Origin of the sequence: Faecalibacterium sp. IP-1-18 (genome assembly GCF_023347355.1) — a bacterium.
In the GTDB taxonomy this organism is placed as follows: Bacteria; Bacillota; Clostridia; order Oscillospirales; family Ruminococcaceae; genus Faecalibacterium; species Faecalibacterium prausnitzii.
The window spans coordinates 1,911,971-1,928,544 of the sequence record NZ_CP094472.1; the positions used below are offsets into that span (position 1 = coordinate 1,911,971).

Annotated in this window: 14 protein-coding genes, 1 other RNA gene and 1 riboswitch; of the genes, 4 read left to right on the top strand and 11 right to left on the bottom strand. The window is 59.8% G+C overall.

The features are described 5' to 3' along the window. Position 1 precedes the first annotated feature (1 nt). The 6 genes from MTP43_RS08960 to MTP43_RS08985 all read right to left on the bottom strand — a co-directional run bounded on the left by MTP43_RS08960 (position 2) and on the right by MTP43_RS08985 (position 7,491). The gene (locus MTP43_RS08960) at positions 2-1,516 is read right to left on the bottom strand and encodes an ABC transporter ATP-binding protein (RefSeq protein ID WP_217285227.1); all 1,515 of its coding nucleotides are present in this window, start codon (positions 1,514-1,516) and stop codon (positions 2-4) included. Between the two features lie 266 nt (positions 1,517-1,782). Further along, on the bottom strand, positions 1,783-2,964 hold the full coding sequence (locus tag MTP43_RS08965) for a BMP family lipoprotein (RefSeq protein WP_113621171.1): 1,182 nt from the start codon (positions 2,962-2,964) through the stop codon (positions 1,783-1,785). A 210-nt stretch (positions 2,965-3,174) separates the two neighbouring features. Next, entirely contained in the window at positions 3,175-3,627 is a 453-nt protein-coding gene (gene cdd, locus MTP43_RS08970; protein ID WP_015537831.1) for a cytidine deaminase, read from the bottom strand. Between the two features lie 75 nt (positions 3,628-3,702). Continuing rightward, a complete protein-coding gene (gene deoD / locus MTP43_RS08975) occupies positions 3,703-4,422 on the bottom strand; it encodes a purine-nucleoside phosphorylase (RefSeq protein WP_097785890.1) in 720 nt (239 codons plus the stop codon). A gap of 71 nt (positions 4,423-4,493) precedes the next feature. Beyond that, the gene (locus MTP43_RS08980) at positions 4,494-6,389 is read right to left on the bottom strand and encodes a M23 family metallopeptidase (protein ID WP_223474264.1); all 1,896 of its coding nucleotides are present in this window, start codon (positions 6,387-6,389) and stop codon (positions 4,494-4,496) included. 190 nt (positions 6,390-6,579) lie between these two features. Next, positions 6,580-7,491, bottom strand: a complete 912-nt coding sequence (locus MTP43_RS08985) for an RluA family pseudouridine synthase (protein ID WP_154265489.1) — start codon at positions 7,489-7,491, stop codon at positions 6,580-6,582. Between the two features lie 107 nt (positions 7,492-7,598). Between MTP43_RS08985 and rnpB the strand changes: the two genes are divergently transcribed. Then, positions 7,599-7,936: RNase P RNA component class A (rnpB, locus tag MTP43_RS08990), an RNA gene on the top strand. 229 nt (positions 7,937-8,165) lie between these two features. Here rnpB and MTP43_RS08995 read toward each other — a convergent pair. From MTP43_RS08995 to MTP43_RS09010, 4 genes are all read right to left on the bottom strand, one after another. Next, positions 8,166-9,845 (bottom strand): LCP family glycopolymer transferase, encoded by a 1,680-nt coding sequence (locus tag MTP43_RS08995; protein WP_015537828.1) that lies wholly within the window; start codon positions 9,843-9,845, stop codon positions 8,166-8,168. A 16-nt stretch (positions 9,846-9,861) separates the two neighbouring features. After that, positions 9,862-10,215, bottom strand: a complete 354-nt coding sequence (locus MTP43_RS09000; protein ID WP_113621174.1) for a NusG domain II-containing protein — start codon at positions 10,213-10,215, stop codon at positions 9,862-9,864. Positions 10,216-10,218: 3 nt separating this feature from the next. After that, positions 10,219-12,147, bottom strand: a complete 1,929-nt coding sequence (locus MTP43_RS09005; RefSeq protein WP_113621175.1) for an NAD(+) synthase — start codon at positions 12,145-12,147, stop codon at positions 10,219-10,221. A 465-nt stretch (positions 12,148-12,612) separates the two neighbouring features. Next, entirely contained in the window at positions 12,613-13,044 is a 432-nt protein-coding gene (locus MTP43_RS09010) for a hypothetical protein (RefSeq protein ID WP_015537825.1), read from the bottom strand. A 258-nt stretch (positions 13,045-13,302) separates the two neighbouring features. Between MTP43_RS09010 and MTP43_RS09015 the strand changes: the two genes are divergently transcribed. The 3 genes from MTP43_RS09015 (at position 13,303) to sigG (ending at position 15,977) form a co-directional block, all read left to right on the top strand. Continuing rightward, positions 13,303-14,139, top strand: a complete 837-nt coding sequence (locus tag MTP43_RS09015) for a sigma-E processing peptidase SpoIIGA (protein ID WP_112121214.1) — start codon at positions 13,303-13,305, stop codon at positions 14,137-14,139. Positions 14,140-14,364: 225 nt separating this feature from the next. Beyond that, positions 14,365-15,069 carry an RNA polymerase sporulation sigma factor SigK gene (gene sigK / locus MTP43_RS09020; protein WP_005923202.1) on the top strand — a complete coding sequence of 235 codons (705 nt, stop codon included), beginning with the start codon at positions 14,365-14,367 and terminating at the stop codon, positions 15,067-15,069. A gap of 140 nt (positions 15,070-15,209) precedes the next feature. Next, positions 15,210-15,977, top strand: a complete 768-nt coding sequence (gene sigG, locus MTP43_RS09025; RefSeq protein ID WP_113621176.1) for an RNA polymerase sporulation sigma factor SigG — start codon at positions 15,210-15,212, stop codon at positions 15,975-15,977. A gap of 67 nt (positions 15,978-16,044) precedes the next feature. On the opposite strand, the gene MTP43_RS09030 is transcribed toward sigG, so the two are convergent. Further along, positions 16,045-16,293 (bottom strand): sporulation transcriptional regulator SpoIIID, encoded by a 249-nt coding sequence (locus MTP43_RS09030; protein WP_015537824.1) that lies wholly within the window; start codon positions 16,291-16,293, stop codon positions 16,045-16,047. A 110-nt stretch (positions 16,294-16,403) separates the two neighbouring features. Beyond that, positions 16,404-16,504: riboswitch (TPP riboswitch) on the top strand. Positions 16,505-16,574 lie beyond the last annotated feature (70 nt).

The window sequence follows — 16,574 nt, forward strand, 5'->3', positions numbered from 1 at the left end:
GTTACTGCTCCTCCTTTCCCTGCTTGCGGGCGCCTGCCATATACAGACCCAGCTCCTGCACGGTGGTGGTCTTGGGGTCAAACTCGCCCACGATCTCGCCCTCGTACATTACAAGGATGCGGTCAGAAAGGTTCATCACCTCGTCCAGCTCCAAGCTGACCAGCAGCACGGCCTTGCCCTTGTCGCGCTCGGCCACGATCTGGCGGTGGATGTACTCAATGGCACCCACGTCCAGACCACGGGTAGGCTGCACTGCCACCAGCAGCTTGGGGTCGCGGTCGATCTCGCGGGCAATGATGGCCTTCTGCTGGTTGCCGCCGGACATACTGCGCACGGTGGTCAAACTGCCCTGACCGCTGCGCACGTCGTACTGCTCAATCAGCCGGTCAGAGTACTCGCGCACCTTATCGGCACGGATAAAGCCACCCTTCTGGAACTCCGGCTGCCAGTAGCGCTGCAGCACGATGTTGTTTTCCAGACTGAAATCCAGCACAAGACCGTGCTTGTGGCGGTCCTCCGGGATGTGACCCATGCCGTCCTTGGCGCGCTGGCGGATGCTCTCGTGGGTGATATCCTTGCCGTCCAGCGTAAGCTTGCCGCTAGACAGCTTGCTCAGGCCGGTCAGGCCGTAGATGAACTCGGTCTGGCCGTTGCCCTCGATGCCCGCCAGACAGACGATCTCGCCTGCGTGCACCTTGAAGGACACGTCCTTCACCACATCCTTCTTGCGCTGGTCGTTGTGGATGGTAACGTTTTCCACGTCCAGCACAGTCTCGCCGGGGTGCGCGGGCTGCTTTTCTACCTGCAGCTGCACGTCACGGCCCACCATGCGGCGGGAAAGCTCTTCCTTGGTGGTACCCTTGATATCCACCGTGCCCATATACTTGCCCTTGCGCAGCACGGTGCAGCGGTCGGCCACAGCCATGATCTCGTTGAGCTTATGGGTGATGAACAGGATGGACTTGCCCTCCTTCTTGAACCCGCGCATGATCTCCATCAGTTCGTCGATCTCCTGCGGGGTCAACACAGCGGTGGGCTCGTCAAAGATCAGGATCTCGTTGTCGCGGTACAGCATCTTCAGGATCTCCACGCGCTGCTGCATACCCACCGAGATATCGCTGACCAGGGCGTCCGGGTCCACCCGCAGGCCGTACTTTTTGCTCAGCGCCATCACCTTTTTGCGTGCCTCGGCCTTCTGCAAAAAGCCCATCTTGTTGGGCTCAACGCCCAGAATGATGTTGTCCAGCACGCTGAAGCATTCCACCAGCTTGAAATGCTGGTGCACCATGCCGATGCCCAGTGCGTTGGCATCGTTGGGGTTGCGGATGGCAACCTCCTTGCCGTTTTTCAGGATCTTGCCCTGTTCCGGCTGATACAGGCCGAACAGCACGCTCATCAGCGTACTTTTGCCCGCACCGTTCTCGCCCAGAAGGGCGTGTACCTCGCCCTTGCGCAGTTGCAGGGTGATATCATCGTTTGCCTTGATACCGGGGAATTCCTTGGTAATGTGGAGCATCTCGATCACATAATCCTCTGCCAATCTGCTCACTCTCCTTTCGTGCCGTAACGACACCTTTTTCTATACTACAACCCATTATACCTGATTTTTTGCAGTTTGCACACGGCTTTTTGATTTTTTGTCAAAAAGCACAAGTAAAAGTATTACTTTTGTACGGTCTGCATGATTTCCTACCTGTTTCTCCCACACAGGCATACAAAAAGGGCGGGGTGCCCCTGCATGAGCACCCCGCCCCTATTACGGGAGTAATTCCGGGATAGCGATTACTGGATGTAGTTGACCTTGGTGAACTCGCTGACGGTGGGCTTGGTAGCGTCGTCAGAGCTGTTGTCCACAACGAGCTCGCCGGAAGCGATCTTGCTCTTCAGGGTCTCGTACTCGTCCTTGGTGAAGGTCTTGAAGTTCCAGCTGTCATCAGCAGTGGGCAGACCAACATAGTCGCCATCCTCCAGACCGAAGTTACCGTTGGTAGCAGCGATGTTGCTCCACTCGCCGGCCTCGATGTCGCCCAGAGCGGTGCTGACAGACTCAGACAGGCCCTTCATGGCAGAGGTGATGAACGGGTTGTAAGCGTAGCCGTCCTTCTCAACGCCATTAGCACCGATGTAGTTCTGGTCAACGTCAACGCCCACAACGTAGCCGTTGTTCTTCAGAGCAGCCTCGACAGCGGAAGTGTAGATGCCGCCGCCGCAGGCAAAGACGATCTGGGTGCCGTTGGCATACCAGCCCTCCATACGGGAGGTGATGTTGGCATCGCCGTAGAACTGGCCGCCGTAGAAGTAGTTGATGTCAATGTTGGTGCCCAGCTCCTTTGCAGCAGCGTCAGCGCCCTGCACATAGCCGTAGCCGTAACGGATAACGGCGGGCACAGCCATGCCGCCCAGGAAGCCCAGCTTGGTGTAGCCGTCCTTAACAACGGCGTAGCCTGCCAGATAGCCTGCCTGCTCCTCCTTGAAGGTGATGCAGTAGCAGTTGGCGGGGATGCTGTCGGTGCCGATATCGCCCTGGGTCACATCGATCGCGATGAACTTGATGTCGGGGTACTGCTCAGCAGCCCATGCCAGAGATGCGCCGTACAGGTAGCCAACGCAGACGATAACGTCGGCGCCGTCGTTGACAGCCTGACGGATCATGGTCTCGCGATCCTCATCGGAAGCATCGGAATCGGGGATGTAGTACTGGCAGTTGTCGCCCATGTAGCTGGAAACAGCAGCCCAGCAAGCCTGGTTGAAGCTCTCATCATCGATCGTGCCAGTATCGCAGGTCAGAGCGACCTTAGCGATCTTCTCAGCGCCGTCTGCTGCGCCGGAAGCGGCGGAAGAGCTGGCAGCTGCGGAAGAAGCAGTGCTGGTAGAGGAAGCGGAGGAACCGCCGCAGGCGGTCAGAGCAGCGGCAGCGGCAGCAGCACCGGCCACAGCCAGAAAGTTACGACGAGAAATCTTCATAAGAAACTCTCCTTTTATTTTAAAAAATTGCGTCAAATGAATGAAATGTGCACTCTGGCACATCTACTGGCTCAAGTATAGCGGGTGGAAGTGACAGATGCAAGCAATTTCCGATTACAAATTCTTTACAAATCCCTTGTATAATTTATAAAAAAGTAATGCTTATTCACCAAATTTCCCCTGCTTGCGCTGTTTTTCGCAGAAGGACAGTTACTTTCCTTCCACGGCGCTGTTGCCCGCCACGTTGGAGGGGCCAAAGCCGAAGGGCAGCAGCTCGTCCATGCTGCGCTCAATGAAGTCCTCCGGGGTCTTTGCCATAATGACGTTCAGCTCCGGCCCGCCAAACTCGAATAGTGCCTGACGGCACACCCCGCAGGGCGAGGTGATCTGCCGGTTCACTTCGCCCCGGCGGCTGCCCACCACCGCAATATCCGTAAACGCGGTCACACCTTCCGCCACCGCCTTGAACAGGGCGGTGCGCTCGGCGCAGCTGGTGGGGGTAAAGGCGGCGTTCTCCACGTTGCAGCCGGTAAAGATGCGGCCATCCGCAGCGCGCAGTGCAGCGCCCACCATAAAATCACTGTAAGGCGCATAGGCCTTTTCCCGTGCGGCCAGTGCCATGCGGATCAGCTGCTGTTTTTCTTCCATGGTCAGTTTCGTCATGCTGTTTCCTCCTTTTACGGGCAAAAACAGCGCGGCTGTGCCTTGGGGCGGCAGCCGCGCTGGAAAGTTATGCGATCAGTACTCTGCGCCCAGAGCGACCTTCATCATGTCGGTAAAGCTCTTCTGGCGCTCCTCGGCGGTGGTAATGCCGGGGGCCACAAAGCTGTCCGAGATGGTCAGCAGGCAGGCGGCGTTCTTGCCCAGCACCTGCGCGTTGGCAAACAGAGCAAAGCTTTCCATCTCCACGCACAGGCAGCCGTCCTCGTCCCGCAACTTTTCCCAGTAGGTGGGCTTTGCGTCCGAGGGCTGGCGGTAGAACACATCCGAGGAATGGATGTTGCCCTCGATCAGGGGAATGCCCTGCTTTGCAGCGGAGGCACGCAGCTTTTCGTTCAGGGCTGCGCTGGGCAGGGTGATGTTGCCGGTAAAGCCGCTCTGCACCCGGGCGTAGTTGCTCTCGCTCACAGCACCGGTAGCCAGCACGGTGTCAAACAGCTTGGCCTTCTCGGTATAGCTGCCAGCAGAACCGATGCGGATGATATTTTCCACGCCGTAGAAGTTGAACAGCTCGTAGGAGTAGATGCCGATGGAGGGCATCCCCATACCGCTGCCCATCACGCTGATGGGGCGGCCTTCGTAGGTGCCGGTAAAGCCCAGCATCCCGCGCACGCCAGTCACCTGCCGGACATCCTGCAAAAAGGTGTCGGCAATAAATTTGGCACGCAGGGGGTCACCCGGCATAAGGACTGTCTTGGCGAAATCGCCCATTTCTGCGCTGATGTGAGGGGTAGACATAGATGATCTCTCCTTTTTATTCATGATACAGCAGAGGGGCTTTCCCCCTGCGGAAAAGCCCTTGCTGCTATTTACCGATATTTGCTGCGGTTGAACACGTTCTGCGGTGCGATGTAAGAGCCGTTGCGCCGGATCTCGAAGTGGCAGTGGTTGCCGCTGGAACGTCCGGTGCTGCCCACATAGCCGATGAGCTGACCCTGCTTGACCGACTGACCGGCGTGCACCACCAGCGACAGGCAGTGGGCGTACAAGGTGGTGTAGCCGTTGCCGTGGCTGATGATGATGGAGTTGCCGTAGCCTGTACCCGCACCGGCGCGGTTATAGCCGGCCTTGGTCACCGTACCGCCTGCCGAAGCGTAAATGGGCGTACCGGCGGCGGCGCAGATATCCACGCCCTTGTGGCTGCCGCCGTACCAGCGGGAGCAGTTCCGATAGCCGGGCACCGGCCAGATGAACCGTCCGCTGCCGGTGATATAGGATGCACCGGAGGACACCTTTTTGGTGCCCACCGTAACTTTTTCAGTCACAGGCTCCTTGGTCACCACAGTGCTCAAAATCTGCTGGGAAAGCTGATTGCCGTTTGCATCGTACACCCGCTGTGCCGTCACGGTGCGGATGCCGTTCTCGCCCTTCTGGGTAACGCGCTTGGTACCGGAGTTCAGCTCTTTGGACTTGGTGGTCTCGGTGGTGTAGGCGATCTCTTCCTCCCAGCTTTCCACCTTGGTGATGCGCACCTCCAGCGTCTCCTCCTCCCGCACCACGGTCAGTGCATCGCCGGGCAGGATCTTGGAGTTCTGGGTCAGGCCGTTTTCCCCGTTGGCGGTAAAGCCGGTGTTCATCTCGCACAGTTCCTTCACGGTCAGGCCGTTTTTCTGGGCAATAGACCAGATGGTATCGCCGCTCTGCACCGTATAGGATTTTTCCGCCTGCTGCACGCCGGAGAGCAACTGCTCCACCTCGGCTTCCTCCTGGAAGCTCTCGTTGAAGTAGATGCCGTTTTCCAGCGTGACATCCTTGTTAAAGCCCACGGTGGTGTTGGGGTCATCGGGGTTCTCGTAGGGTTCCAGCAGGCTGCTGATGTACCGTTGCAGGCTGTTGCCGTCCGCACACACGGCGGTCAGCTCACCGTCCAGATATAGGGCAGTGCCCTCGCTGATCTGGTCGCTGGAATTCTTAAGGATGGCGTCAGCCACGTCATTTTCGTCCATCACGTCATGGGCGACGGTCACGGAATAAGTAGGCTCCACGGTAAAGTGCGCCTGCTCTGCGCCGGAATAATTGATACGCTGCTGCACAGCTTCCAGTGCAGAGTTAAACACCTCTTCGTTGGCCACATAGCCCACGGTCTTGTCGTCCACTTGCACCTGCAAAGCGTAGGGCTGGCGGATGGTGGTCTGGAACACGGTCACCATAACAGCCAGCGCTGCCACCGGCAGCACATACATAGCCATGCGGGGCACAAGGCGGATGTTGTCAGCGATGCCATGGGCAAGAAAGTGGCCGCTTGCGCGCAGCGCAGCACCAAAGCCGTTTTCCTTGCGTACCCGGTGTGCGTGGCGCAGCAGCGCCCCGGTGCCCCGCAGGGCAAGCACTACCGGGCCGAACAGATCCCGCAGCAGCTGCGCCGCCCCGGGAAAGGCCATGAATGCAATATTTTTCAGCAGTTCTCTGACCGTTTGCAGCAGACGCCGCAGCCCATGCTGCAAGCGGCGTCCTGTACGGACCACGGCATACTCGGCGGAAAAGCCGATGGCGTACAGCGTCTCGCCCACCATAGGTGCTATGGGATTGTGCAGCAGCTTGTGCCACAGCTTTTCCCAGCGGTGCTGACGCTTGCGGCGAATCCTGTGCCGCCGCAGCACGCCCCGGCATTGGAACTGCGCCCACAGCGAGCGCAGCTTCTGGCGGCGGGGCTGCCGTACAGGCTGCGCAGCAGGCTGCTGCTCCTTTATTTTATCTTCAGTCAACGGGATTTTTCTCCTTCCTGCGCTGCTGCAGGGCATTTTTCCGGCCCGGAACACAACAGCTAGATGGTGTACGTTCCCCTGTTCAAAAGGCCAACAGGGCCTGTACACAATACGCTCTCTTTTTATTATACACTTTGCATGGTTTGAAACAAGCGCTTACATAAAATTTGGCTATTTTTTCACGCAGTTTTCACGAAAAGAGCGCTTCCATATCCGGCGGCAGCGGGCTTTCCACCGTGACGGTGCGCAGCTGCAAAGGCATTTCCACCCGGATGCCATCCGGCAGCGGGGTGTATACAGGCACGGCAAAGCTTTGCCTGGCGCAGTGCAGCGCCTGCCGGGCAATGCGCTCCCGGCTGCCGCCGTAAAGATCATCCCCGGCAAGAGGATGGCCGATGGACGCAAAGTGCACCCGGATCTGATGGGTGCGCCCGGTCACCGGCACGCAGGCTGCAAGGCTAAGGCCGTTTTCTTCCCTTATAATAGTATACTCGGTGCGGCTGGGCTTGCCCTCGGGGGTAACGCAGCGCCCGATGATGCTATCGCCCCGGCGGCCGATGGGTGCATCGATTGCTCCTTCCCCCAGCGGCAGCGCGCCCTGCGCGATGGCATAATACAGCTTTGTCACTCCGCCCGCCAACAGCGGCGCGGCGTAGGCGTTTTTGGCCGCCAGTACAAGGCCGCTGGTGTCCTTATCGATGCGGTTCACCGGGCGGAAAACCGGGCTGTGGCCGTGGGCAGCCGCCCACGCCGCGTAGCCGTTGGCCAATGTGCCTCCGGGGTAGTTCAGGGTGGGGTGCACCGCCAGCTGCGGCGGCTTTTCCAGCACCACCGCAAAGGCATCCTCGTAGACCACGTTGACCGGGATCTCCGGCTGCGGGGTCACGCCATCCCCCTCCGGCGGCAGGGCAAAGGAGAGCATCTGCCCGGGGTAGATGCGCCGGTTTGCCAACACAGGCACGCCGTCCGCAAAAAAGCCGCCGCCCCGGAACTTGACCGCCCGGGCAAGATCCGTAGAGACGGCACACTGGCGCAGAAAGCTGCGCACCAGCACCCCATCGTGGGTGGTGGCCGTATCCGGCACGGCAAAATACAGCTGCATGGCCTGCCCTCCCCCTGCAAAATTCACAAAAACACAAATGTTATTATAACAAAAATCCGTTTCACTTGCAAATCTTACTTTTTTATGGTATCATGAGGAACGGAAAACGAGTGGAACATACGGCGGCGGGGCGGCTTTGACCGCTCTGAGGAAAGTCCGGGCCTCACAGAGCACGGTAACTGCTAACGGCAGCCGAGGGTGACCTTAGGGAAAGTGCAACAGAAAACAAACCGCCGCAGCAATGCGGTAAGGATGAAACGGCGAGGTAAGAGCTCACCAGCGCATGGGTGACCATGCGGCTTTGTAAACCCTACCGGAAGCAACGCCTATATGGGACGTACAGCGCTGCTCGCGTGTCCCGAAGGCGGCACGAGCCTGTCAGCAATGGCAGGCCTAGACAGATCGTCGTTTAATACAGAACCCGGCTTACGGTCTATCTCGTTTTCCCTTTTGTGTTTTTGCGCTGTCTGCTGCTGCAGGCAGCTTTTTTGTTGCAGCAACGTAAAAAGAGGCCACCGCACAGGATTTGTGCAGTGACCTCTTTGTTGCATACAAGACTATTGAAAATGCCCGCTGCGTGCGCTTTGGGCATATTCAGCGGCATAATCATTTTTAATTGCACCCGGGAAAATCTGCGGATTTTCCCAGGTTGCCTTTTCACGGAAAGGGGTTGCTCAGTTCCCGCTTGCGCCCAAGATGGCGTCCAGCACGGTGGAGGCGGCGCTGTACAGCGAGCCTGCGGCCTGCTCCACCTGCTCCTGCGTGGGCAGGCTGACGGCGGGCGTCTCGGTGCTGCCGCCCTCGGCGGGAGCAGTCGTTTCCGGCTGGGGCGTCTCGGTGGCAGCGGGCTGCTCGGCGGGCGTTTCCGCGGGCTGCTCTGCCGGCTGCTCAGCGGGCTGCTCTGCAGCCTGCTCCGGCACGCTTTCCGCCGGCACTTCCACGATCACGCTGTCGGCGGGCGTCTCGGGCACAGAGACGGCGGCATCGGGGTCGGTGGTGGGGGTGTACACATCCGTCTTTTCCGGGGTCTGGGTGGTGGAACTTACCGTGCCTTCGCCGCCCATCACCGCCGCGATCATCTCTTTGGCCTTTGCCACAGAGGCTTCGTCCGGCTTCATGACATAGAGCTTCTGCCCCTTGGCAGAGTAGCACTTGGTGCTGCTGCCGGAGGTTCCAGTAACGGTATAGCGTTCAATATTCCACTCTGCAAAATCGCTCAGCTGCATGCGCACCAGCGCGCTGATCTGGTTGGTAGAAAGGCTGGTGACAAAGCTGTCGGCAACAGCGTCCAGAATTTTGGTAAAGCCCATCAGCAGCGCCGGGGACTTGATCTTGTTCAGCATGGCATCGATCACCTTCATCTGGTTGATGCCGCGCTGCACATCGCCGGTCTTAAAGGCGTGGCGCTCGCGGGCAAAAGCCAGCGCAGCCTTGCCATCCAGATGGTTCCAGCCCTCCACAAAGGTGGTGGGGTCGTAGTAACCGGGGCTGCCCACCGAGGTGAACGCCTGATCGGAATACACGTCCACACCGCCCAGCGCATCAACAATGTCGATAAACCCTGCAAAATTGATGCGGATATAGTGCTCCACGTTCACACCGTACAGGTTGCCGAGGGTGTCCATGCTGGTCTGCACACCGTAAAGCCCGGCGTGGGTCAGCTTATCCTTGCTGTTTGTTCCGGCAAGGTCCACATAATAATCGCGCGGGGTGTTGATCAGCACCACCTGCTTGGTAACGGGGTTCACTGCAGCAATGATATTCACATCACTGCGCGCTTTTTCGGTCAGATCGCCGCGGGTGTCCACGCCGCTCAGGTACAGCACAAAAGGCTCTTTGGTGATCTTATTAGCCTCGGCGTTGCTCAAAAAACCGTTGGTCATATTGCCCAGCGCGTCGAGGCCCTGCTGCGCCCACACGCAGCCCACCGCCATGGCGGCGCACAGCACCACCGAGAACACCCGGGACACTGTGCCTGCAGTTTTGTACTCCTGACAGCGCTTGACCAGCAGCCACAGCAGCACCAGCAGCGCCGCCAGCACCACCAGATACAGCACCGGCAGCATCTGGGTGCGCCACAGCTGCACCAGCGCCAGAACGCTTAAAATTGCCTGTACGATCAGCAAGATCTTCCCTCGTTTCGGGGGCTGGTACGCCCCATTCTCCCCGCCAGCAGTGTTGCGGCGGGTGTTTTGCTGCGGGCGGCGGGGCGGTGGAGCCTGCTCCGGCGGCAGCTCCGAGAAAAACGCGGCGCTGTCCACCACTACAGTGGCGTCCTGCTGCTCAGCCTTGTGCAAAAGACGATGCAGGGAACGACCGTCCTCCTTGCGGGAATGCTCGTTTTCGTCCAACATGAGAATACTCCTTTTTTCAGCCCACCGGAACGATGGTCAGCACGGCGCGGGCAGGCAGGCAGGTGGCGGTCTGATCCTCCGCCGACAGCCAGCCAAAGCCCTCGCAGATGTGATCCGGGCAGGGCGATTCAATAAACCGCGCCCTGCCGTCCTTTACCTCTATATGCACCGTATAATAACCGGTGTCCACACTGTAAGTTTCGTCCTTTTCCAACGGAATGTCCATCACAGCGTTGTTGTCGCCGTAAATCAGCTGTGCAGTCAGTTTTCCGCCGGTGGCATTGTGGCTGCGCACGGCCAGCAGCACCGCTGCGATGGCCAGCACCACCACCGCAAACAGGATATTGGTCAAAAGCTTTTTGTTCTTCATGGCTTACTGCTCCCCGGGCTTGAGCTGCTCCAGCTCTGCCAGCCAAAGGGTGGCGCAGGCATCGCTGGGCATGCGCCAGTCGCCCCGGGGCGAAAGGGTCACGCTGCCCACCTTGGGGCCGTCCGGCAGGCAGCTGCGCTTGAACTGCTGAGCAAAAAAGCGCCAGTAGAAGTTGCGCAGCCACTTGTACAGCACGGCATCCGTGTACTCTGCTCTGCCTGCAAAGGCCGCCTTTGCCAGCCGGTAGATCTTTGCCGGGCCAAAACCGCAGCGCAGTACATAATACAGGTAAAAATCGTGCAGCTCGTAGGGGCCCACCAAGTCCTCGGTGATCTGTGCGATCTCGCCGTCCTTGGCGGGCAGCAGCTCCGGCGACACCGGGGTATCAAGAATATCCAGCAGCACATCGTGCAAAGCAGCGGTGGCAGCAGTCTCAGCTTCGTACTGCACCAGATAGCGCACCAGCGTTTTGGGCACACCGGCATTCACGCCGTACATGCTCATGTGGTCGCCGTTGTAGGTCGCCCAGCCCAGCGCCAGCTCCGAAAGGTCGCCCGTGCCCACCACAAGGCCGCCGGTGCGGTTGGCGAGGTCCATCAGCTCCAGCGTGCGCACCCGTGCCTGCCCGTTTTCAAAGGTGACATCCAGCACGGTCTCGTCCTGCCCGATATCGGCAAAGTGGCTGCGCACGGTGCCGGCAATGCGTATCTCCTGAAAGCTTACGCCCAGCTCCCCGCACAAAATTTCGGCGTTGCTGCGGGTGCGCTTGGTGGTGCCAAAGCAGGGCATGGTCACCGCCAGCACATCGGCGGCGGAGCGGTGCAGCTGCTTCATGGCGCGCACTGCCACCAACAGGGCAAGACAGCTGTCCAAGCCGCCGGAAATGCCAATGACCGCTGTTTTTGCGTGGGCGTGCTCCAACCGCTTGGCAAGGCCGTCGGCCTGCATCTTCAAAATCAGCTCGCAGCGGGCGGCGCGGCGCTGCGGGTCACCGGGCACAAAGGGTGCGGGGTCAATGCGGCGGGTGAGCACCGTTTCCTCCGGTGTAAGGTCAAATTCCACCGTGATGTAGCCCTCGGCAGTGTGCTCAAAGCTGGTGTTGCGGGCACGCTCGGCCTCCATGCGCTGGCAGTCCAGCTCGGTCTCGGCGTGGTCGCCCGCAAAGGGCGCAGTCTCGGCAAGGATGCTGCCGTCCTCAGCGATGAGGTCATGCCCGGCAAACACCATGTCGGTGGTGCTTTCGCCGTGCCCTGCCGAGGCGTACAGGTAGCCGCACAGCAGCCGGGCAGACTGGTTTGCCACCAGTGCGCGGCGGTACTCCGCCTTACCCACGGTCTCATCGCTGGCAGAAAGGTTTGCAATGACGGTCGCGCCCGCCAGTGCGTGGAAGGTGGAGGGCGGCAGGGCGCTCCACAAGTCCTCGCACAGCTCCACGCCCAGCACAAAGCTGGGCATCTGGCGGCAGCGGAACAGCAGCGACGTACCAAAGGGCACCTGCTGCCCGCAGACGGTCACCGTCTGTACCTCGGTGCTGCCGGGGGTGAACTGCCGCTTTTCGTAGAATTCGCCGTAGTTGGGCAGGTAGGTCTTGGGCACAACGCCCAACAGCTGCCCGCGGCACAGCACGGCAGCGCAGTTGTACAGCTTGCCGTGCACCAGCAGCGGCAAGCCAACCAGCACTACGGTGTCCAGTGCGCGGGTCTGCGCAAGCAGCCACTCCAGCGCATCCAGTGCGCCCTGCTGCAAGGTGCGCTGCAAAAACAAATCGCCGCAGGTGTAGCCGGTAAGGCAAAACTCCGGGAAAACCGCCAGCTTTACCCCCCGCTGCGCGGCAGTTTGCAGCTGTGTCAGCATCTGCTGTGCATTATAGGTGCAGTCTGCCACCCGCAGCGCGGGCGAAAAAGCAGCCGCCTTTAAAAAACCATCTTTCATAAGAGGATTTCACATCCTGTCTGTTTCAATGTTGCCATGGTGACCCATGTTGACCATAGTATACCACAAACCGCATAAAACGGAAAGTAACAGACTGGTAAAAGAAGTGTGAACGTGGGAAAACCCTCTCAGTCTCGTTTTTCCAGTTAGCGACTTCCCGGAGTGCACCCCTTCCGTCTGCTCACTTCGTTCGCAGCCACCCGCTCCCCACTCTGTCGCCAACGCGACATCTCTCCCCGGCCGGGGAGAGTCTGTCCAAGGGGACGGCTTTGGGCGGTGATAGCAAACTTTCCGGCAGTGCAAAAGGCGTCCCTATTGGAGGAGCTGGCGAGCGCAGCGAGACTTAAGGGATAAAAAAACACCCCCGCAGGCATAAGCCTACGGGGGTGTTATTATGCTAGTATGTTCCCTGCACCCCTAGGGGTACAGTCACGCAAGCATGAGCCTATCAGTCAAGCTGATTACTTAAGCTTTGTAGACGCCCTCGCCAACGATGTTCTTAGCGGTGCCGAAGCCCAGGTTGTAGATAGCAGCCAGGTTGCCAGCAACGTTCAGGATGCTGTTCACAACGCCCAGAGCGCCGTAGCCGAACTTCTGAGCGCCAGTGGACTCACCGGTCACATTATCGGTGTAGTTGTCCTTCCAGATCTTGCTGAACTGGCCGCCGAAGCCGGTCAGGCCGTCGCCGGGGGTCCAGGTGCCGCTGAACACAGCGCCAACGGTGTTGTCCAGGAAGCCCTGAACGTACTTGTTACCAACGATGGTAATCAGGTTCTTGTGGAAGTTCTGCCACTGAGCAGCGCCCATAGCGGGTGCCAGGTAGTCAGCAACGCTACCACCCATAACGTAGGTCATCTCGTTCTCAGACACAGCAGAGAAATTTGCAGGCATCATCATAATGAATTACTCCCTTCAAAAATAGAAAAAATATTTTCGAACCGGTGTTTCCGGCTCAATCCTTATTAGGATGGCAATAATATACCACACTTTCCAGAAATGTTCAAGTACTTTTTTGAAAAAAGTGTAAAAACTGTGAAACATCGTCCCGGCTTTTGTAGCAAAACTGCACTGTTCATGCGGGTTTTTCTGGTGTGACAAGTTTTTTCGCAAATTTGTGAAAAATAGACTACCAGAACCATAAGGCGGTGCTTTGCAATGAAAACAGTTGTTTTTGTGGACGAATTGCTGCTGGTAAACTTTGCCGCAGCCGCCGCGCTGCTGCTGGGCGCGGGGCTTTTATGCGGGCGCAGCTGCACCGGGCTGCGGCTGTGCGCGGGCAGCGCGGCGGCTGCGGTCAGCACCCTTGTCCTGCTGGCCCCTCCGTGGCCCGCCCCGCTGGCGGTACTATATAAAATCGCCAGCTGCTGCGGGGTGGTGGCGGTGTGCTACGGCGTGTCCGGGGCGCGCAGCTTTGCCCGGCTGTGCGGATGGTATGCGGCGCTGAACGGCCTGCTGTGCGGCGCGGTGGTGCTGCCCGGGGTACAGGCCAACAACCTGAGCGTGCTTTTACCGGTGCGCCCGGGGCAGCTTTTGCTCTGCTGCGCCGGGGTGTACGGACTGTTGCGCGGGCTGCTGGCGGTGTTTGGCCGCCCGCAGCGGGGCTGCTTTGCCGCTGTGCTGCAAATTGCGGGGGCAACAGTGCCGGTACAGGCCTACCACGACACCGGCTTTACCCTGCAAGACCCCCTTGCTGGGCGGCGGGTGGTGCTGGTGCAGTACCCGCCGTTGCGCAGCCGGCTGCCCGCACCGCTGCGCGCCTACTTAGACAGCTGGTTTGCCTCCGGCACTGCCCCGCCTCCGGGGCTGAGGGTGCAGTTTGTACCCTGCGCCGCCGTTACCGGCCATTGCCTGCTGCCCGCCGTGCCCGCCGCGCTGTGCCGTGGGCAGCGCCGCGTGCCCGGCCTGCTGGCGGCCTTTTGCGCCCCGGACGCCCCCACCGGCGCATGGACGCTGCTGTTGGGGGACGACGTGGCGGAGGAGGTGGGGGTGTAGGAGTTTTCCGCCCTCTCAGGCGCTCCCGCGCCAGCTCTCCCGGAGGGAGAGCTTATAGCATTGCCGTAATCTTTTATCATTCATCCGATACTTTTTCCGTCATGGCAAAAAAGCTCCCCCTTTGGGGGAGCCGGCACGGCGTAAGCCGTGACTGAGAGGGTTCAGCCCTCCCTGATGCAGTTTCCTTATAATACATATAATAAATAGTGCACAGGAGGGATATCCATGTTGCAGTTTTTCCGCAAGGTCTGGCAGCGGCTGTGGGGGCGTTTGCGCTACTGCGGCGCGGTGCATTATCTGGCGGGCGGGCCAAGCCTGCCCCCGCCCCTTACCCCCGAGCAGGAAAAAGCCCTGCTTGACCGCATGGCTGCCGGGGACGCTGCCGCCCGCGAGGAGCTGATCACCCACAACCTGCGGCTGGTGGTGTATCTGGCCAAAAAGTACGAGAACAGCGGTGTGCCCGCCGAGGACTTGGTAAGCATTGGCACCATCGGGCTGATCAAGGCGGTAAACACCTTCACCCCTGCCCGCAGCATCAAGCTGGCCACCTACGCCAGCCGCTGCATCGGCAACGAGATCCTGATGTACCTGCGCAAAAGCTCCAACCGCCGGCAGGAGGCCAGCATCGACGAGCCTTTGAACGTGGACGGCGATGGCAACGAGCTGCTGCTCTCGGACATCCTTGGCAGCGATGCCAACGCGGTAAGCCAGCAGCTGGAGCAGGACGCCGAGCGCGCGGTGCTGCGCAGCGCCGTAGCGGCGCTCTCGGCACGGGAGCGGCAGATCATGGAACTGCGTTTCGGCCTTACCGACGGCGTGGAGCGCACCCAGAAGGAAGCCGCCGATGCCCTTGGCATCAGCCAGAGTTACATCTCCCGGCTGGAAAAGCGCATCATCCGCACCCTGAAAGCCCGCCTTGAAAGCGAGTAGCCGCTGGTGCATACCATAAAATTACAGCTTTGTCTATAATGCGCCCCTCTTTTGCGGAGGGGCGCACAATTTTTTCCACGCATAGCGCCCGGCGCGCAGAGCCATACTTCCGGTAAAGCTAAAAGACCGGGGGCGTTTGGATGTACAACAAGGTGGAGCTATGCGGTGTGAACACAGGGCAGCTGCCTGTGCTGACCGAGGCGGAAAAGCGGCAGCTGCTCACCCTTGCCCACGCCGGGGACAAAGCCGCCCGGGCGCGGATGGTGGAGGGCAACCTACGGCTGGTGCTCAGCGTAGTGCAGCGGTTTGCCCAGCGGGGCGAAAATCTGGACGATCTGTTTCAGGTGGGGTGCATCGGGCTGATCAAGGCCATCGACAACTTTGACCCCGCACAGCCGGTGCGGTTTTCTACCTACGGCGTGCCCATGATCATCGGGGAGATCCGGCGGTTTCTGCGGGACAACAACGCCCTGCGGGTAAGCCGCACCCTGCGGGACACCGCCTACCGCGCCATGCAGGCGCGGGAAACGCTGGAAAAGCAGCTGGGGCGCGAGCCAACCATGGACGAGATCGCCACCGCAGCGGGACTTGCCCGGCGCGAGGTGACCGCCGCGCTGGAATCGGTGGTGGAGCCGCTCAGCCTTGACGAGCCGGTGTACACCGACGGCGGCGATGCCATGTATGTGATCGACCAGGTGCGGGACCCGGACAGCGAGGAAAGCTGGATCAGCGGGTTGCAGTTCCGCGATACGGTAGCCGCCCTTTCGCCCCGGGAAAAGCGCATCATGGAGCTGCGATATCTGCGCGGTAAGACCCAGATGGAGGTGGCGCAGGAGATCGGCATCAGTCAGGCGCAGGTAAGCCGGCTGGAAAAAGGCGCGTTGCAGCAGTTTCACACCGGGGGATGAAAGCAGCCGCTTGAAAACCCTCTCAGCAAAAAAGACCGCTGCGCAGTGCAGCGGTCTTTTTTGGGCTTCAGCGGCGGCTGTATCTGCGCCGGGTGGCAGCCCCGCCCCGCAGGTGGCGCTCGGCCTTGTTGCGGGCCAGCACGGCGCGCACCTGCCCGTACAGCGCAGGGCTGATGCTGCGCAGCCGCACGGCAACGTCCTTGTGCACGGTGGACTTGCTGCACCCGAACGCAGCCGCCGCTGCACGCACCGTGGCGTTGTGGGCGGCAATGTACTCCCCCAGCTGCACGGCGCGCTGTTCCGGATCGGCTTTCATATCCCGCCTCCCTGCGTTCCAGCTTTGCAATGGTATAACATACGCGCCGCCGGGGCGGATTATGTCTGCGGACTTGACTTTTTGTCTCCCGGCGCGTATACTGTGGGCGGACATAAAAACAGGGGCGCCGTAAGGCTGAGATCCGCATAGCGCGGAGTACCCTTTACCTGATCCGGGCAATGCCGGCGTAGGGAGTTTGCGGAACCGTCCGGTACGTTCAACAAACCTCCATGCGTCTGCTGCCAGCAGACGCATTTTGTTTTTGTGTACTATTATGAGAG